General features: G+C 65.2%; 20 protein-coding genes and 2 tRNA genes. 4 read left to right on the top strand and 18 right to left on the bottom strand.

Translation table 11 applies throughout. From position 1 onward, the window contains the following. Positions 1 to 26: 26 nt before the first annotated feature. The 5 genes from clpX to ACJH7A_RS00160 all read right to left on the bottom strand — a co-directional run bounded on the left by clpX (position 27) and on the right by ACJH7A_RS00160 (position 5,193). Complete coding sequence (gene clpX / locus ACJH7A_RS00180) at positions 27 to 1,307, bottom strand: ATP-dependent Clp protease ATP-binding subunit ClpX (RefSeq protein WP_020102203.1); 1,281 nt, start codon at positions 1,305 to 1,307, stop codon at positions 27 to 29. A 341-nt stretch (positions 1,308 to 1,648) separates the two neighbouring features. Beyond that, positions 1,649 to 2,302 carry an RsiV family protein gene (locus ACJH7A_RS00175; RefSeq protein WP_406801259.1) on the bottom strand — a complete coding sequence of 218 codons (654 nt, stop codon included), beginning with the start codon at positions 2,300 to 2,302 and terminating at the stop codon, positions 1,649 to 1,651. A gap of 44 nt (positions 2,303 to 2,346) precedes the next feature. Further along, entirely contained in the window at positions 2,347 to 3,468 is a 1,122-nt protein-coding gene (locus ACJH7A_RS00170; protein ID WP_406801258.1) for a BTAD domain-containing putative transcriptional regulator, read from the bottom strand. Positions 3,469 to 3,487: 19 nt separating this feature from the next. Further along, the gene (locus ACJH7A_RS00165; protein ID WP_406784478.1) at positions 3,488 to 3,982 is read right to left on the bottom strand and encodes a hypothetical protein; all 495 of its coding nucleotides are present in this window, start codon (positions 3,980 to 3,982) and stop codon (positions 3,488 to 3,490) included. Beyond that, on the bottom strand, positions 3,979 to 5,193 hold the full coding sequence (locus tag ACJH7A_RS00160; RefSeq protein WP_346414367.1) for a hypothetical protein: 1,215 nt from the start codon (positions 5,191 to 5,193) through the stop codon (positions 3,979 to 3,981). Before ACJH7A_RS00160 ends, ACJH7A_RS00165 begins: the two co-directional genes overlap by 4 nt. 392 nt (positions 5,194 to 5,585) lie before the next feature. Here ACJH7A_RS00160 and ACJH7A_RS00155 point away from each other — a divergent pair, with 392 nt between their 5' ends. Further along, the gene (locus tag ACJH7A_RS00155) at positions 5,586 to 6,749 is read left to right on the top strand and encodes a hypothetical protein (RefSeq protein ID WP_406801257.1); all 1,164 of its coding nucleotides are present in this window, start codon (positions 5,586 to 5,588) and stop codon (positions 6,747 to 6,749) included. 57 nt (positions 6,750 to 6,806) lie between these two features. Here the strand turns inward: ACJH7A_RS00155 and ACJH7A_RS00150 are convergent, their stop codons facing one another. The 4 genes from ACJH7A_RS00150 to ACJH7A_RS00135 all read right to left on the bottom strand — a co-directional run bounded on the left by ACJH7A_RS00150 (position 6,807) and on the right by ACJH7A_RS00135 (position 9,848). After that, on the bottom strand, positions 6,807 to 7,442 hold the full coding sequence (locus ACJH7A_RS00150; protein WP_318985673.1) for an ATP-dependent Clp protease proteolytic subunit: 636 nt from the start codon (positions 7,440 to 7,442) through the stop codon (positions 6,807 to 6,809). A gap of 11 nt (positions 7,443 to 7,453) precedes the next feature. Then, positions 7,454 to 8,047: an ATP-dependent Clp protease proteolytic subunit gene (locus tag ACJH7A_RS00145; RefSeq protein ID WP_064859779.1), complete on the bottom strand. Its 594-nt coding sequence runs from the start codon at positions 8,045 to 8,047 to the stop codon at positions 7,454 to 7,456. Positions 8,048 to 8,232: 185 nt separating this feature from the next. After that, entirely contained in the window at positions 8,233 to 9,732 is a 1,500-nt protein-coding gene (gene tig, locus ACJH7A_RS00140; RefSeq protein ID WP_406801256.1) for a trigger factor, read from the bottom strand. A 39-nt stretch (positions 9,733 to 9,771) separates the two neighbouring features. After that, positions 9,772 to 9,848 (bottom strand) — tRNA-Pro (locus ACJH7A_RS00135). A gap of 122 nt (positions 9,849 to 9,970) precedes the next feature. On the opposite strand from ACJH7A_RS00135, the gene ACJH7A_RS00130 reads away from it, so the two are divergent. Next, positions 9,971 to 10,044, top strand: a tRNA-Gly gene (locus tag ACJH7A_RS00130). Positions 10,045 to 10,127: 83 nt separating this feature from the next. Here the strand turns inward: ACJH7A_RS00130 and ACJH7A_RS00125 are convergent. After that, positions 10,128 to 10,838, bottom strand: a complete 711-nt coding sequence (locus tag ACJH7A_RS00125; RefSeq protein WP_406801255.1) for a DUF4145 domain-containing protein — start codon at positions 10,836 to 10,838, stop codon at positions 10,128 to 10,130. Positions 10,839 to 11,093: 255 nt separating this feature from the next. On the opposite strand from ACJH7A_RS00125, the gene ACJH7A_RS00120 reads away from it, so the two are divergent. Further along, positions 11,094 to 12,128 (top strand): ParA family protein, encoded by a 1,035-nt coding sequence (locus ACJH7A_RS00120; RefSeq protein ID WP_406801254.1) that lies wholly within the window; start codon positions 11,094 to 11,096, stop codon positions 12,126 to 12,128. Here ACJH7A_RS00120 and ACJH7A_RS00115 read toward each other — a convergent pair. The 7 genes from ACJH7A_RS00115 to ACJH7A_RS00085 form a co-directional block, all read right to left on the bottom strand. Further along, on the bottom strand, positions 12,125 to 13,747 hold the full coding sequence (locus ACJH7A_RS00115; RefSeq protein WP_406801253.1) for a tyrosine-type recombinase/integrase: 1,623 nt from the start codon (positions 13,745 to 13,747) through the stop codon (positions 12,125 to 12,127). The two genes, ACJH7A_RS00120 and ACJH7A_RS00115, sit on opposite strands and share 4 nt — an antisense overlap. Before the next feature lie 100 nt (positions 13,748 to 13,847). Next, the gene (locus ACJH7A_RS00110) at positions 13,848 to 14,135 is read right to left on the bottom strand and encodes a hypothetical protein (RefSeq protein ID WP_406801252.1); all 288 of its coding nucleotides are present in this window, start codon (positions 14,133 to 14,135) and stop codon (positions 13,848 to 13,850) included. Then, complete coding sequence (locus tag ACJH7A_RS00105; protein WP_406801251.1) at positions 14,132 to 14,794, bottom strand: recombinase family protein; 663 nt, start codon at positions 14,792 to 14,794, stop codon at positions 14,132 to 14,134. The genes ACJH7A_RS00110 and ACJH7A_RS00105 overlap by 4 nt, the downstream gene beginning before the upstream one ends. A 105-nt stretch (positions 14,795 to 14,899) precedes the next feature. Beyond that, positions 14,900 to 15,640, bottom strand: a complete 741-nt coding sequence (locus ACJH7A_RS00100; RefSeq protein ID WP_406801250.1) for a hypothetical protein — start codon at positions 15,638 to 15,640, stop codon at positions 14,900 to 14,902. 185 nt (positions 15,641 to 15,825) lie between these two features. Beyond that, entirely contained in the window at positions 15,826 to 18,315 is a 2,490-nt protein-coding gene (locus tag ACJH7A_RS00095) for a bifunctional DNA primase/polymerase (RefSeq protein ID WP_406801249.1), read from the bottom strand. Positions 18,316 to 18,408: 93 nt separating this feature from the next. Next, on the bottom strand, positions 18,409 to 18,657 hold the full coding sequence (locus tag ACJH7A_RS00090) for a hypothetical protein (protein ID WP_406801248.1): 249 nt from the start codon (positions 18,655 to 18,657) through the stop codon (positions 18,409 to 18,411). Between the two features lie 332 nt (positions 18,658 to 18,989). Then, positions 18,990 to 19,763 carry a hypothetical protein gene (locus tag ACJH7A_RS00085; RefSeq protein WP_406801247.1) on the bottom strand — a complete coding sequence of 258 codons (774 nt, stop codon included), beginning with the start codon at positions 19,761 to 19,763 and terminating at the stop codon, positions 18,990 to 18,992. 499 nt (positions 19,764 to 20,262) lie between these two features. Here ACJH7A_RS00085 and ACJH7A_RS00080 point away from each other — a divergent pair, with 499 nt between their 5' ends. Beyond that, complete coding sequence (locus tag ACJH7A_RS00080) at positions 20,263 to 21,366, top strand: hypothetical protein (protein ID WP_406801246.1); 1,104 nt, start codon at positions 20,263 to 20,265, stop codon at positions 21,364 to 21,366. 184 nt (positions 21,367 to 21,550) lie between these two features. On the opposite strand, the gene ACJH7A_RS00075 is transcribed toward ACJH7A_RS00080, so the two are convergent. Next, positions 21,551 to 21,850, bottom strand: a complete 300-nt coding sequence (locus tag ACJH7A_RS00075; RefSeq protein ID WP_406801245.1) for a hypothetical protein — start codon at positions 21,848 to 21,850, stop codon at positions 21,551 to 21,553. Between the last annotated feature and the right edge of the window lie 426 nt (positions 21,851 to 22,276).

Here is a 22,276-nt window from a genome sequence, read left to right as displayed (position 1 = left end):
AGCGGGGGCTTTTCCATTGGAGAGAACTATGCGCTCTTGTCGCGACGCTCCGAACGCGGCGCCTTGCGCGGCACGATGGTCGGCAGCACGTTGTCCTGCACGGTCTCCTTGGTGACGACCACCTTGGCGACGTCGTCGCGGCTCGGGATGTCGAACATCACGGGCTGCAGGACCTCTTCCATGATGGCGCGCAGGCCACGGGCACCGGTGCCGCGGTGAATGGCCTGGTCGGCGATGGCGTCGAGGGCGTCGTCGGTGAATTCCAACTCCACCCCGTCCATCTCGAAGAGCCGGACGTACTGCTTGACCAGGGCGTTCTTCGGCTTGGACAGGATCGACACCAGCGATTCCTTGTCCAGGTTGGTCACCGACGCCACGACCGGGAGACGGCCGATGAACTCGGGGATCAGGCCGAACTTGATCAGGTCCTCGGGCAGCACCTCGGCGAAGTGGTCCTGGGTGTCGATCTCGGCCTTGGAGTGCACCTCGGCGCCGAAGCCCAGACCGCGCTTGCCGACCCGGTCGGACACGATCTTCTCGAGGCCCGCGAACGCACCCGCCACGATGAACAGCACGTTGGTGGTGTCGATCTGGATGAATTCCTGGTGCGGGTGCTTGCGACCGCCCTGCGGCGGTACCGACGCCTGCGTCCCCTCGAGGATTTTCAGCAGGGCCTGCTGCACGCCCTCGCCGGACACGTCGCGGGTGATCGACGGGTTCTCGCTCTTGCGGGCGATCTTGTCGACCTCGTCGATGTAGATGATGCCGGTCTCGGCGCGCTTGACGTCGTAATCGGCGGCCTGGATCAGCTTCAGCAGGATGTTCTCGACGTCCTCACCGACGTAGCCGGCCTCGGTCAGCGCGGTCGCGTCGGCGATCGCGAACGGCACATTGAGCATCTTGGCGAGGGTCTGCGCCAGGTAGGTCTTGCCGCAACCGGTCGGCCCGAGCATCAGGATGTTCGACTTCGCGAGCTCGACCGGCTCACCCCGGGAGTCGCGCGACTTCTCCTGCGCCTGGATGCGCTTGTAGTGGTTGTAGACGGCCACGGCCAGCGTCTTCTTGGCGTTGTCCTGACCGATGACGTAGCCCTCGAGGAAGTCCCGGATCTCCTGGGGCTTGGGCAGCTCGTCGAGCTTGACGTCGTCGGCGTCGGCCAGCTCCTCCTCGATGATCTCGTTGCAGAGGTCGATGCACTCGTCGCAGATGTAGACGCCAGGTCCAGCAATCAGCTTCTTGACCTGCTTCTGGCTCTTTCCACAGAACGAGCACTTCAGCAGGTCACCGCCGTCTCCGATGCGCGCCATGGGGTGAGGCCCTACTTTCTCCGGTCGCCGTCAGTCGTTACACCAGATAGTGGGTTACTGCGGGTGTGATCCCGACGCTACCCGTTCGCTCCGTTGCGGTGCGACCGAAAGGGTCGAATCGCTCCGGTGGTATTTATCCGTGTGCAGGAGAACATAGCCCGATCGGTGGCTTGCCACCCCTCGGCGCGCTGACCGTGATTCTGGCGTGTCTTTCCGGCGCCGGGTGGCGTTGGCTCGGCAGGCCTCTGATCAGGGCTGTTCACCTATCCGCAACCCTACCGTGTGCACATCGAAGCTGCCGACGCATTTCGCGGCCAGCGCAAGCACCCGGCCCCTGCGGCCTATCCCTGGAGCCGACCGCCCAGCTCGTCGACCGGCACCGCCACCGTGAGCGGGCCACCGTTGCCCGCAAGCTGGCTCTCGCCGAAAAAGAAGGTGACGGCGTCGTCGGTGAGCGCGAAGTTCCGGTACGAGGCGCGGTCCGGTTCGATCAACGCCGCGTTGCGCGCCTTCAACGCGCGCTGCACCACCGGCGTCAGGATCGCCGCCGGATCGGAGCCCGGGCCAAACAGCGAGTCGATGGTGACCGGTCCGCCGGCGCCGTACGTGAAGGTCCGGTACCGGATGTCGGGATGTCCTTCGTGGGCCAGGCCCGTCGGGTCGACGACCTTGAGCACCAGGCTCTGGCTCCGCGCCGAGCGGTACACCGTCGGCGTCACGGTCTCCGTGTACACCCGGCCGCCGCCGAAGTCGCCGACCCAGCCGACGAAACCGTCGCGGTCCTGGGCCAGAAAATCCGCGACCGCCCGCTGGTCCGGATAGTCGACCGGGAAAGCGACGGTCCGTTCGTATCCGGTACCGACCTCATGGATCCGGCACATGCCGGTGGCGTCGGGTGTCCCGCCCAGGGCACCACACGCCTGCTGCGCCGACGCCGCCGGCGCGACGCTCAGGAACGTCACCACCGCGGCCAGGGCAAGAACCGAAATCCTCATGCCCACATGGTTCGCCGCAGCCCTTGGCAGATTCTTGGCGTGCCCTACCCGAGTTCGAGGGTGAATTCATGCGCGCCGATGCGGATACGGTCGCCGTCGAACAGGTTTGTGTTGGCCTCGATGCGCGTGCCCTGCACGTACACGCCGTTGGCCGAGCGCAGGTCCACCATCACCGGTCCGGTGCCCGCGTCGACGATGACGGCGTGGTGCCGGCTGACGTCTGCCGCGTCGAGCACGATGTCGTTGTCGGCCAGGCGACCGATGCGGGTCGCCATCGCGCGCAAGGCAAACCACTGCCCGGACGCGTCGCGCAGCCCCGCCCTGGACGCCGTCGACCGGGTGGAGCCCGAGCGGAGCCGGCCGATGGTGTGCACCGCCGTCGCCTGCGCGGCGCCCTGAACGTCGAGTGGTTCCTGACGCAGAATGCGTTGCTGCAGGGCACTTATCGCCGAGCCGGGATCGATACCGAGGTCCTCGGCCAGGATGGACTTCACGCGGCGGAACGCGTCGAGCGCGTCCGCCTGTCGTCCGCAGCTGTAGTACGCGGTGATCAACTGCGCCCACAGGGGTTCGCGGTACGGGTGTTCGGCGACGAGGGTCTCCAGTGGGCCGATCACCAGAGCAGCCTGGCCACAGGCGATTTCGGCTTCCGCACGGGCGGTCTCCACGGAAATGCGCTCGTCGACCAGCGCGGCCGCGACGGCATCGACGAAGGCGAAGTCGGACAGGTCGCCGAGGACCGGACCCCGCCACTGCGCCAGAGCCGCCGACAGGTGTACCGCCGCGGACGGGAACTGACCGGCGGCCGCCGCCCGTACCCCGGCGACCTTCTCCTTCTCGAAGCGCCCCAGGTCGGTCGCGTCCTCCGGCACGTCGAGTCGATATCCGGGCGGGGCGGCGGCCAGGGTCTCCCGCGGCATTCCGGACTCCGCCAGGATCTTTCGGAGATTGGAGATGTAGGAGTGCAGCGCGGTGCGGGCGGCCGCGGCCGGTGACTGCTCCCATACCGCGTCGATCAACGCGTCCACCGACACCGGGCGGCCGCGGCTCAGCAGCAGCATCGCGAACACCGCGCGCTGCTTGGGTGCGCCCAGCGAGACGACGCGGTCGTCGACGGCCATCCGCAGCGTGCCCAGAACACCGAAATCGATTCCGGTCGGCCGCATGGGCCGAGGGTATCGGGTGCTATCGGCCGATGCGGGCTATTGCCAGTTCCGCGAACGTCTTCAGCGTTTCGCACCGCCACACGTAACTGCCCGTGACGCGATAGATCCGTTCGCCCGTCAACAGCACCGTGAGCGTCGTCGACGGCGGCGTGACATTCGGTTCGTACGTGCAGACCGCCTTGAGGCCCACGCCGTCGACCGCGGTGGCCCTGGGCCACTCGGCCACCTGGCGGAATGTCGTCGCGGCGTCCCACGGGAACGCATCGGCGAACCGGACGTCGGATTCCAGGCTCCGCCGCCCCAGTGGCTCGTCGAAAGCCCGGTAGACACAAGACAATTCGGGCAGTTGGGTCCGGATCGGTTCGGCCGTCGCCGGACCTTCGAGAAAGACCGCGGCTTCGTCGGGGTGCACCCAGCCGCAGGCCTCGGCGGTCAGCTGGTCGTCGGCGTGCGCGGCCGGCGACAGGGTGGCCGCGGCAGCGACGGCCACCAGCGCGGACGCGAACCGCCTCATGACCGGTAGCCCTCCGCGAATGTCATGGCGTCGACGACGCGGCCGTCGTTCACGGTGGGGCCGAGCAGCACCTTGGTGGCGTTGACGGCTGGGTCGTAGGCCATCAGCGCCGTCGACGGGCTGCAGCCGCTCGTCGACTTCAGGATCAACGAGTCGCCGGACGCCCCGACGACGTCGATGTTGTTGCCCGCGCCCGGCACCCGGACCCGTTCGGTATGCCCGTCGGCGGTCACGCGGGAGAGGAAGATGACGCCACAAGCACCGAGCGACTGCACGAAGGTGCCGCTGGGCAACTGCCAGGCGTCGATATCGCCGTAGTCGCCGTCGAATCCCGGTTCGTTCTTCGCGTTGTTGACGGCGGTGAGCGCGGTCGGCGCCGAGCCGTCGATCGGCACCTTCCACAGCTGGCTTCCGGCGGACTTCTGCGCCGTGCAACTGGCGACGAAATCCGTTGGTGCCAGCCACCGCGTCGTCCGGCAGACGGCGCCGGGCATCGGTACCGGCAGCACCCGCCCGACGGTGCCGTCATTGCCCATGAGCACGAAGCTGTTGTCCGTTCGCGGGGCCGCGTCGTTGCGCCGGTTGGCCGTCGACAGCACGAGCGTCGTGCCGTCGGGGGTTTCCAGGTAGTCGCCGCCGAATCGGCCGGCGCCGGCGAGGTTCTCGGTCGGGTAGGTCAGTTGCACGTTGCCGGCGAGGTCGACGCGCTGCAAGGTGCTCGGCTGGTCCTGGCTGCTGCTCGACAGCACGATCGCCTGGCCGTTCGGGCGGCTGAAACGGGCGGAGGCGCGCGTCGGGAAGGACGTCTGGTGGCCGGTGTGCAGATCGACCACGATGACGGTGTCGTCACCCATCGAGAACAGCGCCCGACCGCCGTCACCCGACCAGTCCAGCAGATGCGGCTTCCACCCCTTGTCGTTGGGCGCGAACGTCGTGATGGCGTACCGGTGCCCCGCCGGATCGATCAGGTACAGGGTGTCGGCGGCCTTCTCGGGCGGCGCCTCGTCGGGCGCGGGCCGCTCACCCGGACGGCGTGCGGCGACCGGATTCCAGGTGGCCAGGGTCCAGCCGTCACCGACCTGGTTCCACGGCACCTGCATCGCGGCATCGGGAGTCGGATTCGCCTGGGCCACTGGCAATCCGACCGTCAGGGACACGGCCAGGGCGGCCGAGGCCAGAGCGGCGGCGGTGCGGTGTGGGTGTCGACTCATGGCAGGTCCTGTTCGAATGGCCGGAATTCGTGGTCGTGTCACAGGGTGCGGTGGTCGTCTTGGTGAATTCTTGGCGCGCGCCGAGCGGCGGCCTTCGACATTCGACATAATGTTCCAGCTGCGTCAATTAGTCTTCTTGCCGGGGAGGACCACTCCCCGGCGATCAACGCACGCAATCGAATACGGGAAGGCCACCGCGCGATGAATCACCCCGCCCCGCCACGACCGCCACCGCGCGCCGACGGCTCCAATGCCTGCCGCTGGCGGGCGTCGTCGCGGCCGCCTGCGTCCTGACACCGAACGGGCAGCTCGCCATCCAGTCGCACGCCGCGCCCATCAGCGCCCCGCGCCTGGATAGTCGCGCGGTCCAGTTCGCGGCGTTCGTCCAGGAGATGACAACCCGCGAGGAGGAGTTGCGCGAGCAGATCACGGCCGCCGCGGCGACGGACACGTTCGCGGGGCCGGTGCCCCTGGCCGCCACCGACCCTCTGGCCACTGCCGGCGGTCTCGTCGTCGACGTGATCAAAGCCCTCGGGGTGGCCGTGGTCGAGGCGGCCAAGAGCACCGCGGTATCCGTGATCTCCATACCGCTGGTGATGCTGAATCGCGCGGCCACCGATCCCTTCTACCTCCCGTGGTTACCGATCGCGTTGGTGTCGTATGCGTTCACCCTCCCGTTCCAGGTGGTGGGAACGTTCGCATACGACTTGGTCGCGAACCTGACTCAGGTGGTGACGGCGCTGGTCCCGGCTGCCGCCGCCCCCGCAGCGGCAACCGCGAGCCCGGAGTCCGCCGCCGCGACCCCGTCCCCGACCGCGGCCAACCCGGTCCAGCAGGCCATCGAAACCGTCAAGACGCGGGTGACCGATGCGGCCGGTGCCGCCGGCTCGACGTTGGCGGCAGTGCCGTCTGCGCTGACATCCGGACTGCAGCTGCCGTCGGCACTCGCTCCGCTCGCGCCCATCGCCGGCGCGGCGTTCGCGGCGCTGTCACCGGCCATCGCCGTCGCGAACTTCATCTCGGTCCTGGTGACGGGCAAGGCGCTGCCGTTCAAAGTGGTGAAGCCGGAGCTGCCGTCCACCGTGTCGGTGGCGTCGACCACGCCGCGCGCGACCGCCGCGACGGACAAGTCGTCGGAGCCGGACTCCCCCGCGACCGGTAACGCCGGCACGAACGACGCCGCCGCCGCCGAGAAGCCGTCCACCCAGACCGAGAAGAAGCCCACCAAGTCCGTCAGCAAGTCGCGTACCAAGCGGACTTCTCCGACGCCGACCGCAAGCACCCCGTCGACGCCGGCCAAGACGACGGACGGGACCGACGATTCGTCCACCAAGCCCGGTGGCGATCCGGCGCCGGCCACCAAGCCGGAAAAGCCCGACACCAAGCCCGACACCAAGCCGGAGAAGCCCGAGAAGTCCGGCACCGACAATTCGTCGGCAGCGCAACACGATTCGACGAAGGGCAAGAACGCGACCGACAAGAAGGCCAAGGACAAGAAGGCCGCCAAGGGCGGCGCGTCGTCCGGCGGCGCGAAGACCGCCGCGGCCAAGGGCTGAACAAACGTCAGCGGCCGCCAGCCTGAACAGGCTGGCGGCCGCTGTACGTTGTGGGACTCAGGCCTTCTGGGCCGAGAGCTTGCGGTACTCCAGGACCGTGTCGATGATCCCGTAGTCCTTGGCGCCGGTCGCGGTGAGGATCTTGTCGCGGTCGGTGTCCTTGCGGATGGTCGCGGCATCCTTGCCGGTGTGCCGCGCCAGCGTCTCCTCCATGAGGGTGCGCATGCGCTCGATCTCGGCGGCCTGGATTTCCAGGTCGGAGAACTGCCCCTGGATGACGCCACCGAGCGACGGCTGGTGGATCAGCACCCGAGCGTTCGGCAGGGCCATGCGCTTGCCCGGCGTACCGGCGGCCAGCAGCACCGCAGCGGCCGAGGCGGCCTGACCGAGGCAGACCGTCTGGATGTCGGCGCGGACGTACTGCATGGTGTCGTAGATCGCCATCAGCGAGGTGAACGAGCCACCCGGCGAGTTGATGTACATCGTGATGTCGCGATCGGGGTCCTGCGACTCGAGCACCAGCAGCTGGGCCATCACGTCGTTGGCGGACACGTCGTCGACCTGGGCGCCCAGGAAGATGATGCGCTCGTCGAACAGCTTGGCGTAGGGGTCGACGATGCGCTCACCGAGGTGGGTGCGCTCGCTGAACTGCGGCAGGATGTAACGCGCCTGCGGAGCCAGCTCAGGGTTCAGATGCTTGGAGATCACTTCGAGGCTCCCTTGCCGCCGTTGAGGTTTGCACGGGTGATGATGTGGTCGACGAAGCCGTATTCCAGCGCCTCCTGCGCCGTGAACCAGCGGTCACGGTCGGAGTCGGCCTCGATCTGCTCGACGCTCTTGCCCGTGAACTGGGCGTTGAGCCGGAACATCTCCTTCTTGATGACGTGGAACTGTTCGGCCTGGATCGCGATGTCCGCCGCGCTACCGGTGACGCCACCGAGCGGCTGGTGCATCAGGACGCGGGCGTGCGGCAGCGCGTGGCGCTTGCCCTTGGTGCCGGCGGCCAGCAGGAACTCACCCATCGACGCGGCCATGCCCATCGCGTAGGTGGCGATGTCGCACTCCGACAACTCCATGGTGTCGAAGATCGCCATGCCGGCGCTGATCGAGCCACCCGGCGAGTTGATGTACATGTGGATGTCTTTGGACGGATCCTCGGCCGTCAGCAGCAGAATCTGCGCGCACAGCCGGTTGGCGATGTCGTCGTCGACCTGCGACCCCAGGAAGATGATGCGCTCGGCAAGCAAACGCTCATAGACCGAGTCCGTGAGGTTGAGCCCCGGTGCGCTTGAACGCATGTCAGTCACGACTGGATACCTGCTTTCTCGAGTTCGTCCACACGACATTAACCAACGGCCGACGGCCGCGAGTCCCCGACGCGGTCTAGTTCGCTCACAGCGTCACAGTCGCCGGAGAGCGGACGGTGCCGCAGGCATCAGTGAAGACACCTGCGGCACCCGTACCACGATCAGAGTTCGAGGACTCAGTCCTCGTCCTTCGCCTTCTTGGCCTTCTTCTCTTTGGCCGGCTTCTCGTCCTTGGCCTCGGCCTTCGCCTTCTTGGCCTTGGCGGGCTTCTCGTCCTCGACGGCCTCGGGCTCGTCGGCGGCGAGAGCCTCGGCCTCGTCGGCAGCCTCGGCGACCTCGGCCTCGGCGGCGTCGCCGGCCGGGCCGAAGAACTCCGCGGTGTCGACGGTGTTGCCGTCGGTGTCGGTGACGGTCGCACCGGAGACCACAGCGGCAATCGTCATGCCGCGACGGATGTCGGCGAACATGGACGGCAGCTGGTTGTTCTGCTGCAGGATCTGGATCAGCTGCTGCGGCTCGATGCCGTACTGGCGGGCCATCAGGGCGATGCGCTCCATCAGGTCGCCCTGGCCGACCTTGACGTCCAGCTCGTCGGCGATGGCGTCCATCAGCAGCTGGGTCTTGACGGCCTTCTCGGCGTTGGTGCGGGTGTCCGCGTCGAACTCTTCGCGGCTGCTGCCCTGCTCCTTGAGCTGCTCCTCGAACTTGGCCTCGTCGTGGTCGAGTCCGTGGATCGCGTTGTGGACGGTCTCGTCGACGGTCGCCTGGACGATGGCCTCGGGCAGCGGCACCTCGATCTGCTCCAGCAGGGTCTCGACGGCCTTGTCGCGGATCTGCTCGGCCTGGCCGATCTGCTTCACCCGGCGCACCTGGGCGACCAGGCTCTCCTTGAGCTCTTCGATGGTGTCGAACTCGCTGGCCAGCTGGGCGAAGTCGTCGTCGGGCTCCGGCAGCTCGCGCTCCTTGACCGACTTGACGGTGACGGTGACCTGGGCTTCCTTACCGGCGTGCTCGCCGGCGGCCAGCGTGGTCGGGAATTCCTTGGACTCGCCGGCCTTCAGGCCGATGATGGCCTCGTCGAGACCCTCGATCAGCTGACCGGAGCCGATCTGGTGCGACAGGCCCTCGGTCTTGGCCTCCGGCACGTCCTCACCGTCGACGGTGGCCGACAGGTCGAGCGAGACGAAGTCGCCGTCGGCGGCCGCGCGGTCGACCCCGGTCAGGGTGCCGAAGCGGGCGCGCAGGTTCTGCAGTTCGGCGTCGACCTCGTCGTCGTTGATGACGATCGGGTCGACGGTGATCGTGAGGGCCTTCAGGTCCGGGAGGGTGATCTCCGGGCGGACGTCGACCTCGGCGGTGAAGACGAGCTCGTCGTTGTCCTCGAGCTTGGTGATGTCGATCTCGGGCTGGCCCAGCGGCTTGACGTCCTGGGCGGTGACGGCCTCGCCGTAGCGGGCCGGGATGGCGCTGTTGACGACCTGCTCCAGCACGGCGCCGCGGCCGACGCGGGCCTCGAGCAGCTTGGCCGGGGCCTTGCCGGGACGGAAGCCGGGCAGGCGGACCTGCTTGGCCAGCTCCTTGTAGGCCTGGTCGAACTCGGGTTGAAGCTCGGTGAAGGGCACCTCCACGTTGATGCGAACCCGAGTCGGGCTCAACTGCTCCACGGTGCTCTTCACAGCGTTACTCCTTGTTTTTTGATACTTGCCATCAGTCGGTGGTCGGGGTGACAGGATTTGAACCTGCGGCCTTCCGCTCCCAAAGCGGATGCGCTACCAAGCTGCGCTACACCCCGTGCCTCGTCGCGGTCGCATTACCGCGGTCGAGATACTACGTCCTAGACACGCGACACCATCAATTGGATTGGCGGCCGCTGTCCCGGTACTGTCTGCCGGTACTGTGATCGCAGCAGTGCACGCGGGCGTAGCTCAATGGTAGAGCCCTAGTCTTCCAAACTAGCTACGCGGGTTCGATTCCCGTCGCCCGCTCCAACAGCGGCCCTGGTAGAGGCGTTACGGCGCCTCCGCCAGGGCGCGGAGCTGGGACTTTGTACCCCGCCTGTACCCCGGTCGGGCTAGCTGCTAGTCCGCTTCACCGGCCCCATCGCAGCAGCAAGCCGCGCGGGTTGCACGTACAGGAAATCGATCAGCTGACCAACAAAGCGCTGCAACTCAGTGGCATCGTCAGTCGCGACCGGTTCGAACGCCTCACCATGCGCGCCCGCATTGCCGACCTTCCGGATATGGTGCGCCCAGCCTCCAAAACTTTGAAAGAGCGCACCTTCCTCGGCCATCTTCTCGATTCGGCGGTACAAGTCCTTCTCGGCTTTGGCAGTCGCGCTGCCCTTATCGGACACAATCTGCGCGATGGCCGTTCGGAACATAGCGACAGCCGCATTCGGCGCGTCAACCGCAATGCAGCGCGAGCCTTCGTTGTATGCATCGGCAACGTCCTTCGGCACGCCAGCTTCAGCTTGCGCCTCGAAGCCCGGCATCGGCCACCAATAAAGACCCTTCGCCGCTCGGTCCGCAAACAGCTCAATGACCACAATGCTGTCTAGGCAGCCCTGACACTGCAGGACGACCGCCCGCTCAACTGCTCCGACAGCAAAGGCGGTCCGCCGCTTCAGGACCACCGTGTGCACGTGGGTGAACTGCGCGATTCGGCCGCAGCGACCGCACGTTCCCGAAGAGTCAACAGACGTCGGAAGCGTGTCCGGGTTCCGCTCGACTTCCACCGCATCGGCCTCGTTGTCGGCCTCGAATCTAATCTGCTCGCTCGCCATGTGCCGTTTGGCCTCTCACCTCGAACTGGACGCATCTGGCTGGACAATACAACCGGGGACCGACAACTCTCGCCGCGTTATCGCGTTGGCGGCGTGTCGGTTTCGTGTTACCTGTGAGACTCCTGTGACAACAGTTACGCTGGCGTCAATCGATTCCCCCGCGCGCGGCGTGTCTGGTTGCATCGAACACACGTTCCCGTATTTTGGATGGAAATCAGGCCGCATCGGAGCGGCCTGTTAGCAGACGGGGGCAACTTGGACACCATCGCGTTCTTCAACCACAAGGGCGGCGTGGGCAAGACAACCATGCTGTTCAACACCGCCATCGAGATGCACCGCCTTGGGAAGCGGGTGTTGATGGTCGACTATGACGCGCAGGCGAACCTCACGGCCATCAGCTTGACCGACGAGGTGTTAGAGCATTTGTACTCCCAACCTCGCCAGACCGTCGCGGACGCATTCCAACCGTTGGTCGGCGGTGCCGGTGATGTCGATGTCCCTGATCCACACGTAGTCCGCGAAAACGGCGTCTGGCTGGCGGCAGGCGACCTTGGCCTAACCGAATTCGAGGGCATCATGCCCAACGCCTGGACGGAGTCACTCGCCGGCAACGAGCGCGGCTTCCGCGTAACCAGCGCGCCGTATCGACTCATCCAGCAGATGGGCGCGTCGGTTGACGCCGACTACGCATTTGTGGACCTCGGGCCCAACGTGGGCGCCTTGAACCGTGCGGTGTTGCTTGCCAGCGACTACTTGATCGTGCCTCTTGCTGCTGACCTGTTTTCGCTCCGAGCGCTCCCCAGCGTTGGTGGCAGTCTGGAGACTTGGGTGCGTCAGTGGGCGACCGCGCTGACCAATTGTCCGCAGGGCCTTTCATTCGACATCCCCTTGGGATTGCCGAAGACCCTCGGCTACGTCCGTCAGCAGTTCAACATCTACCGAGGCGAGGCCACGCGCGCATTCAAGAATTGGATCGCGCAGATGCCCAGCGCATTTCATGATGGCCTGTTGGTGCCGCTGACGCCGTTCCGCGACGGCACTGGAACCGATGCCACGCTGGCTGATCCGGCGCTGCAGCAAGGTGCCGAATTGGGCGATCTGAAGAACTATCACAGCCTTGTGCCCTACGCGCAGACTATGCGGCAGGCGATCTTTGAGCTGCGATCCGATCACGTGATATTCGGCGATCAACACAAGAAGGCGCTAGCTAGCGAAGCCGATTTTCGGAGCCTGTGCGAGCACATTCTGGTGCGCACAGGCCAAGAATTGCCCGAGCGAGAGCCAGCCTAGCCTCGCAATCGAATAATGTTGCCGCCCTGAGGGGTTGGCGTTGACACCGCCAAGGCACCAAGCGCGGCCATGTCGTCCGCGTGCGAGTCCTCGAACAGGTGCGCGTAGACGTTCATGGTTGTGGTGACCTTGGCGTGCCCCATGCGACGGCTCAGCGCCAGAGGACCGATGCCGGCTGCGACGGACAAGCTCGCGTAGGTGTGGCGGAGCGAATACACCGTCACACCGTCCGGCAGGGTCGGCGGCATCTCCCCCAACGCGAACACCGTCTGCACCGAGTTCTGTGCTGCTTGGAGCCACACCTCCGCGGCCTCCTGCGCAATCCGGTTCGCGCGCAGTACCGCCGGAGCGAACACCTGCTTACGGAAGGCGTCGGCGCGAAGCGGTGCCGTCCAATCCAGCGTCAGCCGAGCTGCAGCCTCGTCCACTGACAGCCCCGCCAACGCGGCGGCTTGCCGAGCGGCGGGCGGTAGTTCTTCGTGCCGGGACGCCCGCAACTCAGCGACAGCATCACGGACAGCAGCGGGTACGCGGCTCGGTGCGACGGTGCCGGGCTCTCGCTTCCGTATGTGCGGAAGTCGCAGCGGCACGGCCTTGAACGCAGGGAACAGCGGCGCTGACGGTTCATGGGCGCGTGGATGCACCGCCAGATAGCTCCGCAGCATCTCCACGGTGTCTGAGGTCAGCGGCACTCGTCGCCGGGAGCCCTTCGTCTTGGGGCGCTGGTACGTGGGAACCCCGCCAACGACGGCCAACGTGCGCTCGACCGCGATCCACGATGCCGTGCGGTGCGGTGGCGCACCTGGTGCAGCGAGCCGCACATCTCCGACGCACAGCCCGGTCTCCTCCCCCGGCCGTAACCCCGTCCATGCGGCAACATGCTCGAACACGTTGTAGGGCCAGGGCGTCGCTGACACGAGGGCGGAAACCTGAGCGGCGCTGAGGAATTGGGCCGGGTCGTCTACGCGCAGCGCCTCGTAGTCAGGTAGGCCATCGCCGGGCAGCACATCGTCGCTGTACCCAAAGTCGCTCGCGGGGATGGCTTTTGCGCCGCCGACGGCAGCCGTCCAGTCAGTGTGCTCGGTGGGGAGCTTCACGTGCTCGGCCGGATTGACCGGTAGCCGCCCGTCCACCACTGCCTGTTCGAGTACCTGCCGCACCACGAAGAACAGGTTCCGCACGCTTGAGGGCTTGCGCCCGCTCGCTACCAACCGATTAACCCATGCCTGCACATCATCGCGGGTGATGCAGTTCAGTGGGTAGTCGCCGAACGTCGGGTCAATGCGCAGCGGTTGCCCGTTGTGCACTAACCGCGCGTGGCGCGCCCGCGTTTCGTCAGTCGTCGGGGCCAGCCGCTCCGCGTGTGCGGCGTGGGTGCTGGGCTTCAGATCCGTACGGGCAGCCAGCCAGACCTGTGCAGCCTCGCGGAACAAAATCCCGCCCGATGCAGGGTCGTACTCCATCCCGCGCAGCTTGCCCGCGTTGACCTTGGTCAGGTGGGCCTCGGCAGCCCTCTTGTTGGCGAAGGTCTTGGAGCGATCCTGGCCAGTGATTGTGCGCCACTTAGCCACGTACGCAGTGGAACCGTCCTTGCGCGTCCGCTTCTGGATGCGAGCCATCAGCGGACCTTCCGCTCGTGACGACGAGCCACGATGCCATGCAGGCGCATCACGTCGCCCAAGCACAACGCCAGGGCGAGCCCGTACAAGGTGAGGGCGCTCATGCGTGCCACCGCCGCTCATGCTGGAGCGTCGGGAAGCGGTCCGGTTCGGAGACGCGGAGCGCTGCGTGCTGCACGTCGGCGCGAGCGGCAATCGCCCGCAGACCGTCACGGCGCTGGGTCTGCACTCGCCACACGTGGACGCCCGCCGCAAGTCCGTACGCCGGGAACATGATGGCCGGGTGGACAGCCAAGGCGCCAAGCAGGAACATCAGTGCAGGCACCCCACCAAACACGAGAGCGAACGCCTGGGGCCACGTCAATAGGGCCCACTCGACGCGCTTCATGCTGACACCGCCACGGGTGCAGAGGAATTGGCCGAGTTGAAGACCCGGCGAACCGTGGACGTCTGCCAGGTCGTCAGACCAGCAGGGCTAAGAATGCCCTCGGCCTCAAGAGCTTTGGCGATCTGACCAAATGACAGACCCGCGTTGCGGTCCATGACGATGCGCCGGACGACGCCCGGCTTCACCAGGCGCGGACCACCCAGCCGTTCACCGCGTTGCTTCTTCGCCGCCAGGGCTGCCTTGGTGCGCTCGCCGATCAGCTCGCGCTCATACTGCGCGAACGCCATCAGGTTGTGTGCCACCATTCGACCCGCTGCGGTAGTGAGGTCCAGACCCGTGTCGAGCATCACCAGAGACCAGCCCTGTTGCTGGGCCGATTCAATAATGTTCGCGGCGTTGATGATTGATCGAGACAGCCGGTCGAGCTTCGCAACCACCAAGCCGTCAGCCTGGCCAGAGGCCAACCGCTGCAACGCTTCCACGAGCTGCGGGCCGACGACCTTGCCGCTTACACCTTCGTCGGTGAAGTACTCGACATCCCAGCCTCGGCGCTCGGCCTCGGCGGCAATCACCGCACGTTGTGCATCCAGCCCGTTGCGCCTGACAGCTTGTTCCTCCGTGGACACTCGCGTGTATCCAAGCATCACTTGCTCCGACATGAACTGTCTCCCATCTCATTTCGGGGCGGGAACGTCCGTACCCGCCTCACGCCCCGAACGGTACGCCAGCGAAAGTCGAATCACCCTGTCCGAGTGGAGCTTTCGTCATCCACGCTGGCGACGCCCGTACGCGCGGCGCATGTCGTCCGCCAAGGCGGCATTGGCTTCCTCCATCGTCATCAGCTCAGTACCGGGCTGGTGGCTCTGCTGCCCGCTAGGCGATTGCCGGCCGAAGTCCGGCCCGGTTGCGTCGTCTGGCCATGCCGCATCGTCTACGGCCCAATGCGGCCGGTTCGCGGGGCCTTGTGACGCCGCCACCGGCTCAACGTCAAGCACCTCCTGACCCGAATACGCGCTCGGGAGGCTCACATGCGTTGTGGGCTCGGAGATTCCGCGCCGGGCGCGGCTCTCTTCCCGCGTGATCTCCGTGCCCATCTCGATCCCCGCCAGCAGACGCTCGTACGGCTTCATCACCCCGACCTCAACGTCAACCTGGGTCGGAGCTTTCAGCCCAGCGCGATCCAGCGCGTCCCGAATCGCCGCCAGCCTGACGGCCTCGCTGTCCGCGCTCTCGGCGATGCCCAGGAGCTGTTTGGCGAGACGATCAGCGGCATTTTCCAGTCGCGCGCGGGCCGCTGCCCGAACATGCCGAGCTGCACCACCATGGTGCAAACAGACCGTGGCGCCTTTGATGGCTAGCCGCCTGCATTGGTCACCGTTCTTCTTGTGTGCAATGCACCGTGCCGCGTCGTTCTTCGCGAGCATCGCGTCCCACGCCGCAGCCGACTCCGGCGTCGTTGGAGACTTTGCGCCTTCCTGCCCGTCAGCCTCAGTCGGTCCACTCATGCGTCAACTTCCTTTCTTTGCAAACAAACTTCTCGCCCAGTCGCCCACCAAGCGACCGCGCGGCCTGACCGGGCGACTGGGCGGGTCCCCCTACGGGGAGGGACCCGTCCGCCCAGTCGTTCCCGCTCAGTCATGGCACTGGGCGAACAGCCCATTCCGCCCAGACGTTCGCCCAGTTCGCCCAGTCACGATTCGGACCCCATTTCGTCGTCGGATTCGTCCGGATCGTCGATGCCCAACCTCGGCACGCGGAACCTATTCACCGTCTCCTTCGACACTCCGGAGTACTTGTCCGAGAGCGGGTCTTCGCTCGCGCGATACGGCATCACGACGTTGTGAATATGGCTGCGGCGCTGTCCCTCGGTAATCTCCAAGAAGTTCTCATCCACGAGCACCTGCAAAGCCTCACGCCAGTAGTCGCGTTGCTTGCCCCTACCGCGACGTTCCGACTCACCTTCCATCACCTCCGCGATCTTGTTCCGGGTGCGCTGGGCGCGGACCTTGGCGACTGAGGCTGCGTCGGAGGCCTGCTCTTCCTTCTGCATGAGGGATTCAAGATGACGGCTGATCTGCTCCATGTGCCAGCAGAGAATCCTGCGCGGCCTGCCTTTACCGGGCGCGACCTCATCGACGTCTGTCGAGCTACCGGCGTCTTCCGGGACCATCAGCCGCCATTCACATTTGGCGGTGTCAGTGCTGTCGAGGTGCAAGTCGGCGACGTGCTGCGTGCGGTCCGATTTCCGCCACTTACCCGCCAACCCACGCACGCGCCCTGGGCGGTCCTTAGCCACACGGACAGACACGCGTCCGGCCTGTCCCACGGCGAGCGGGCTTTCCGCCTCGACCACGTACGCCGCACCGTCCAACGCCGCCATTTTGTGCTGGGAGCCTTGCGCCCAGCGGCTACGGGTGGTGGGGTCCTTGGTCACGTGGTCGATGCAGACGACGGCTGCGCCGGTATGGCGTGCAAGCACCTTCGGCAGTTGCTGATGCCATGTGGCGACATCGTCGGAGTCCTTGCCGCTCAGCCCGTACAGAGTCATCGACTCCGTGACACCGTCGATAACGGCGAGTGAGTACGTGCCGTTGACCGTGTCGACGAACGCCTGTTTGTCGGCAGTTGTGCCTTTCGCGGGATTGATCTCTGGATTGATGTACCGGAACATCTCCGGGTTGCACAACGAGTCCATCTCGACCCCCAACAGCAGAAGGCGTTTGGCCACTGATGCGGCCGAATCCTCAAAGTCCACATACAGGACGGGCTGACCACGGCCCATGCACTCCGCAGCGGCACATAGCGCCAGCCATGACTTGCCGCTCTCGGACTCGCCGTGCACCGAATGCACCTTGCCGGGGTAGAACAGCGCAGCCCCGTCGGACCTGTGCAGCACTGTAGCGACGACATTCACCGCGTCCCGCATTGCAGCGCGCAGATCGATCGCCGCCCAGCTCGGCGGTAGGTCGGGATCATCCTGGAGTGCTGACGAATTGGACACGCGTTGTCGCTCCATCGTCTCTGCAAAGTGGCGCGCTTGTTGCTCGGTCAGCACACAGCAACCACACTCGTCGATCAACGTTCTACGGCCGGAGTCGATCTGCCCCTTGAGCTTCCGAATCGCATTGGTCCAGCTACGGAAGATTTCACGCTTGCTCTCGCCGACGCCGCGCTTCCCACGCGCCTTGACGGTGTCGTTGATCCAGACGGCCTCGACGGCAGCGATGGCGGTGTTCAGACCGCAATGCCCCTCAGCCGCCAAGCACACCAAGGCCCAATGCGCATTGGTGATCTTGTCGTGCGAGGAAGCGTCTTCCTCGATCTGCCGGATGTGGTGATCGATTCCCCTGCCCTGCATCGTGTCGCAGGGTTCTCCGGCGAAGTCGGGCAGCGTCGTCTCAGCCCACAGGTACAGCTCCTTGATACTGAGGTCCATGTCCAGACCACCGGCCTCAGAAGCCTTACGCCGACCTTCCGTCAGGTAGTCCACCCACGCCTCCGGCAGCTCAGGTAACCCGGCCGGGTCGGGAATTTCGGTGCACCGCTGCCCGTCTGGTGCGTACCAGGAATACCTGCGGCCGTCACATCTACTAGGCCACACCACGGCGTAACGGTGCCCGGTCTGGATGATGTCGATGTCCTTGTCGGCTTTGCCGGCCCAAGCGAGCCCGGTAGGAACACGGAAGAAGCGGATTCCACTCGGATTGGCTGCTCCGCGTGAAGTACTGACCCAAGTGGCCGGCAGCGGGCCGTGCTCGGCTTCCAGCTTCTCCAGTTGCACCGCTCCGGTTTTGATCTTGCCGCCGTCGGCATAGTCGTCAACGTCGATACCGAGCACGTCATATCTGACGCCGCCGACAGACACTGGCCCGAGCCACAGGCCGACGTTGCCCTCGGGCTGCGCGGTGCGCCACGCCTCCACACGCTCGGCGGCTTGCGGAGTGGTCGGGTAGGGGTTCTTGCGTCCGGTAATGCCCGCAGGCGGAGGGTGCTTCTCGTTGGGCAACAACGGGAACGCAAACCAACCTGCCGCGAGGTAATCACCCGCTGCACACCCGTACGGATTCCGATCTCCCTTGGCGGCGTCAAGACTCTTGGAGGGCTTGGGCTTTAGTCGACTGACGCGTTTCGTCGTGCGCGGGCCAGACGGCGCATCCGGCGGTAGGGTTGACCCTGTCACAGATCGCTGCTCCTTAATGTTCCTGGGGAGTGGACGGAAAGTGCCGGAAGGCTTCCCGCGAAGTGTGCCTTCCGGCACTTTCCATCTCGGCCCTCATCGGCGAGGACCCCAGTTCTCGGTCTTGGCTCGGGAACTTGTTGTGCCCCTGCGGCTCTGGAGCCAATCGAGCAGCTCCTGCTTGGAGAAGATCACCTCGTTACCGATGTAGCTGCCGACGAGCTCTCCCCGCTTGCGCGCGTTCTTGAGAATCCGCTGGCTCAGCGATACGTCCAGCCCCTGAAGCCACGCGACTGCCCGTTCATAGTTGAGCGTGGGGAGGTCGGCCTTGTCCAACACGAGCACGTCCCCGAGATTGTCGTCCCTGTATGAACGAATGGTCGGACCATTCGAATTCCGCTGCATTACTTAACCTCTCGCTAATTCCGTGGCAACTTCTCCTAGTGCCAGCAACTACCTCGTAAGGTAAACCCTGGGCATGAAATCTCGCCGAATCATGTTGTTAGCCCATTGTTTTGTGGCGTGGAACAGCGTGTCGACACGGGACACACCGGATGAATTCGTTGAGGACCGCATGGAATTGCCATGTGACATCGTTGTAGTTCTGCCAGCTATGTCGCGCTCTTGGAATAACTTGCGTTGCAGGGTAATCCCGTTCTAACGACACACATTCAGCATCAGGGTGTCCGAACCGCAGTGAACCCACGGGTGACGCGTTGGGCGCAGGCGTAGCACGTCGGCACGGCTACCAGAAACTGACCGCGCGCGAACACCATCAGCTGACCGGCGGTATACGCCAAACACTGCGGCATCCCCCAGCGGCACTGCCGATTCCGATAGCGCACGTGCGTCTGCGACTCAAGCCAACGCTGCACATTCCCGCCACTGCCCAGCACGTGGATCGTGCCCGGCGAGCCCGCCACTAGACCGAAGACGCCCCGGTAGTGACCGGGATCATCAGGGTCGAAAGGCAGTCGGTAAGAACCGTTCCCGCACGACCGACGGTGCACTTCGACGTAGTCCACCGCGTCGCCCAGCGCCCGATATTCAGCCATCGCCGCCGAGACCTTCTCCCGCACAGTAGAACTGAATCCCGTCAGACCAGGCCAACGCTGTCCGGTACCGGTGTAGTAGCCGGACCATCGCCCCGCGTCCTGCAACGCTGCGACGATCTGGTCAGCGCCAGCATCCGACCGAGTATGAAACGCGTCGAACTTCTTCTGGTCGAGGCCGAAGTCATCGTCCAACCGCAACGCCAGTTCGATTCTCAACTCCTGCAATGACGTTGATACATAGTCGATACCGTCCATAGCGTCTTTGCGCAGCTTGCCGCCGTGGAGTGCACGCTCGAACCACTCCATGCCCTTTCGCGCGGCCTCATGCTCGGCGCGTGCCTCCTTCTTCGAGCGCTTGCGCGGCTTGCCCCATCCGTCGGGCTTCGACTCGGTCATGCGCTGCTCCTTGCCGCTCGGACGTCGGCCTTTCGGGCCGGTCTGGTGCAGACAAATCGCCAAAGCTCGGACGTGGAGACGAAACGCTTTCCACCGATCAGACTCACGCGCAGCGCGCCGGTTGAGGCATTGTCTTGGAGGTAGCGTGTTTTCACTGGAATGCCGAGCGCGCCCCCACACCACGACGCAGCGTCGGCCATCGTCAGATTCGGGACTGCGGACAGCTCCAAGCCAGCGGGCGGCTCAGGCAAAGGGGGCGGTGGCGGCTTCGACATGTAGGTTCCTTTCACTAGTTACAGGACAAGGCATTTCGCCTTGATTCGGTAAAGGTAGGCCGCGATCGTCTAGGTTCGCTCAAATCACATTTCGCCGGTTTATGCAGAGCTGCAAGGATTTTCACCAAGTACGCGGTCAACCCAAACGGGTACACTTAGGGCTCCTCGCGCGATAGACCACCGACTGACCCTCCGCGGTCAGCCCGAGACGAATGGAGCGCGGCATGGCGCAACGACGTGGATACAGCGACCAGGGCGGCGTGCTGGTCAACAAGTCCGGCGACGGGATCGACCTCGATACCATTTGGGCTGAGATCGCCGGGGCCAACGAGGCTTACAACGCTGCGCAGCAGGCGCTGGTGAACCTGCTGACGTTCAAGACCACGACACCCGGTGATGCCGTGCCTCAGGCGGCCAACCTGCCGAACTTCGAGCCAGCATCGGAATACGGCGTGCCGCAGAGCATTCGACAGGGCGGCGCACTGCCGGTCGGGTACACGCTCGATGATTTCGATCTCCGGGTCGGCTGGACTTGGAAGTTCCTGCGGGCTGCAACAGCCGCCCAGATCAAGGACCTGGCCAACACCGCCATGGCCTCCGATATGCGAAACCTGACCGCTACCGTCCTGAATCGGTTGCTCAGCAATGTAACTGGAGCGAACGAAAACGGTACGCCGGTCTACGGCTTGTACAGCGCCGACGGCATGGTCCCGCCCTCGCATATGGGGACTGACTTCGACGGCACCCATCAGCACTACCTGGTATCCGGTGGTTCGGCATATGACTCGGACGATTTGGAGGTCCAAGCGCACCACATAGCCGAGCATGGCTACGGACAGGATGCCGGCACGAAGATCGTCGTGCTTTGCAACCCGAACGAAGCCGACGTGATCTCGAGTTTCCGTGCAGGACAGACCAACAACAATTCCAAGGTCGCCAAGCACTCGTTCATCCCTTCTGCGGCCGCCCCTCCATACCTGACTACCGAAACGCTCGTCGGCGAGCGAGCACCAGAGAATCTGGGCGGCGTCCCTATCGTCGGTAGCTACGGACGCGCGTGGATCGCTGAAACCCCGCTGATTCCCTCGGGTTACGTCGCAGCGGTCGCCGTCGGAGTTGGCGGACCGGGTGGCAACGTCATTGGCTTCCGGCAGCACCCCGACACCAGTTACCAAGGGCTGCGCCTTATTCCGGGCGTTGGTCCGTATCCGTTGCAGGATGCGTTCTACCAGAGGACTTTTGGGGTCGGAGTTCGACACCGTGGAGCTGCCTGCGTCATGCAGATCAAGGCGTCGGGCACTTACGACGTGCCAACCGTGTCGGTGTAGCCGATGCCCACCCCCAACCAGACGCCTGGAGAGTCCGAGTACTCCTGGGGGCCAGGCCTCGAACCTGCCAATCCAGACACAGGCCAGCCGTACCCGGTGAGCCGGGGTGGCCGGTATCGCGGCCTCGCGCCACGCCCCGGCGACGCAGACGATCGCTCCGACGCCGAGGCGTGGTACGGCTAGATCACTCGGCAGCGTCCGAGCAGGCTCGGAAAGCGCCGAGCGCCAGGACGGGACTAAGAACTCGAACGTGAACCCTGTCCATAACCCGTTCAAGCTGGGTCTTACCGCCTTGCCCTTCAACGAGCACCGCAGCCTTCAAAGCCTCCGGGGACGCATGCAGTGTGATGCCGTCGCGATCGAGGACCCAGCCGTCCGCATCGCCATCGAGGTCTGATTCCTCTAGCTGGATAAATGATTCCGGCTCCGGCAGATGGGCGTGGCCCTCCGCGACGTAGAAACGAAAGTCGCCTGTAGTTGGCATTTGTTTTCCTTCGGTTGGGAGTCACCCCGGAAAGACCGAAGGGTCCGTCCGAAAGTGACTGCGTGTTTCAGCAGTGACTTTCGACGAACCCTTGCTCAGCCAGTGGCAGTCGACGTTGGTCTACAGGTACCGGGAGGACTGACTTCGTCCAAGACTCCCTGCAGCCGTTCGCACGGGCTGTCACACCCGCTCGCTCGCAACAGTACACCGATCGGCAGTAGCGCGCTCCGGCCCAGATAGCGCGGCGTCGGCCGCAGACAGCAGAAGAGGCACGGAGCGCGGGCGTGCAGCTCGACGTGCCTCTCCTCACAAGCCTGGCGGGATTCGAACCCGCATCCTCCTCCCTGCGACGGGGGTGCTCCTCCATTGAGCTACAGGGCCATGTGGCGACTATCACATTACACGCCACCCAGGCGGCGCTCGAAG

This window comes from Mycobacterium sp. SMC-17 (assembly GCF_045310915.1).
Taxonomy (GTDB): Bacteria; Actinomycetota; Actinomycetes; order Mycobacteriales; family Mycobacteriaceae; genus Mycobacterium.
This window is presented reverse-complemented; position numbering and strand designations above follow the sequence as displayed.

Excerpts from the sequence above, each read along its gene's own strand:
- ACJH7A_RS00115 (WP_406801253.1), bottom strand. The coding sequence starts at position 13,747 with ATGGCTCGCATCCAGAAGCGGACGCGCAAGGACGGTTCCACTGCGTAC.
- ACJH7A_RS00105 (WP_406801251.1), bottom strand. The coding sequence starts at position 14,794 with ATGTCGGAGCAAGTGATGCTTGGATACACGCGAGTGTCCACGGAGGAA.
- ACJH7A_RS00165 (WP_406784478.1), bottom strand. The coding sequence starts at position 3,982 with ATGAGGCGGTTCGCGTCCGCGCTGGTGGCCGTCGCTGCCGCGGCCACC.
- ACJH7A_RS00075 (WP_406801245.1), bottom strand. The coding sequence starts at position 21,850 with ATGCCAACTACAGGCGACTTTCGTTTCTACGTCGCGGAGGGCCACGCC.
- ACJH7A_RS00160 (WP_346414367.1), bottom strand. The coding sequence starts at position 5,193 with ATGAGTCGACACCCACACCGCACCGCCGCCGCTCTGGCCTCGGCCGCC.
- ACJH7A_RS00080 (WP_406801246.1), top strand. The coding sequence starts at position 20,263 with ATGGCGCAACGACGTGGATACAGCGACCAGGGCGGCGTGCTGGTCAAC.
- ACJH7A_RS00170 (WP_406801258.1), bottom strand. The coding sequence starts at position 3,468 with ATGCGGCCGACCGGAATCGATTTCGGTGTTCTGGGCACGCTGCGGATG.
- ACJH7A_RS00145 (WP_064859779.1), bottom strand. The coding sequence starts at position 8,047 with ATGCGTTCAAGCGCACCGGGGCTCAACCTCACGGACTCGGTCTATGAG.
- ACJH7A_RS00085 (WP_406801247.1), bottom strand. The coding sequence starts at position 19,763 with ATGACCGAGTCGAAGCCCGACGGATGGGGCAAGCCGCGCAAGCGCTCG.
- ACJH7A_RS00110 (WP_406801252.1), bottom strand. The coding sequence starts at position 14,135 with ATGAAGCGCGTCGAGTGGGCCCTATTGACGTGGCCCCAGGCGTTCGCT.
- clpX (WP_020102203.1), bottom strand. The coding sequence starts at position 1,307 with ATGGCGCGCATCGGAGACGGCGGTGACCTGCTGAAGTGCTCGTTCTGT.
- ACJH7A_RS00175 (WP_406801259.1), bottom strand. The coding sequence starts at position 2,302 with ATGAGGATTTCGGTTCTTGCCCTGGCCGCGGTGGTGACGTTCCTGAGC.
- ACJH7A_RS00155 (WP_406801257.1), top strand. The coding sequence starts at position 5,586 with ATGACAACCCGCGAGGAGGAGTTGCGCGAGCAGATCACGGCCGCCGCG.
- ACJH7A_RS00100 (WP_406801250.1), bottom strand. The coding sequence starts at position 15,640 with ATGAGTGGACCGACTGAGGCTGACGGGCAGGAAGGCGCAAAGTCTCCA.
- ACJH7A_RS00125 (WP_406801255.1), bottom strand. The coding sequence starts at position 10,838 with ATGGCGAGCGAGCAGATTAGATTCGAGGCCGACAACGAGGCCGATGCG.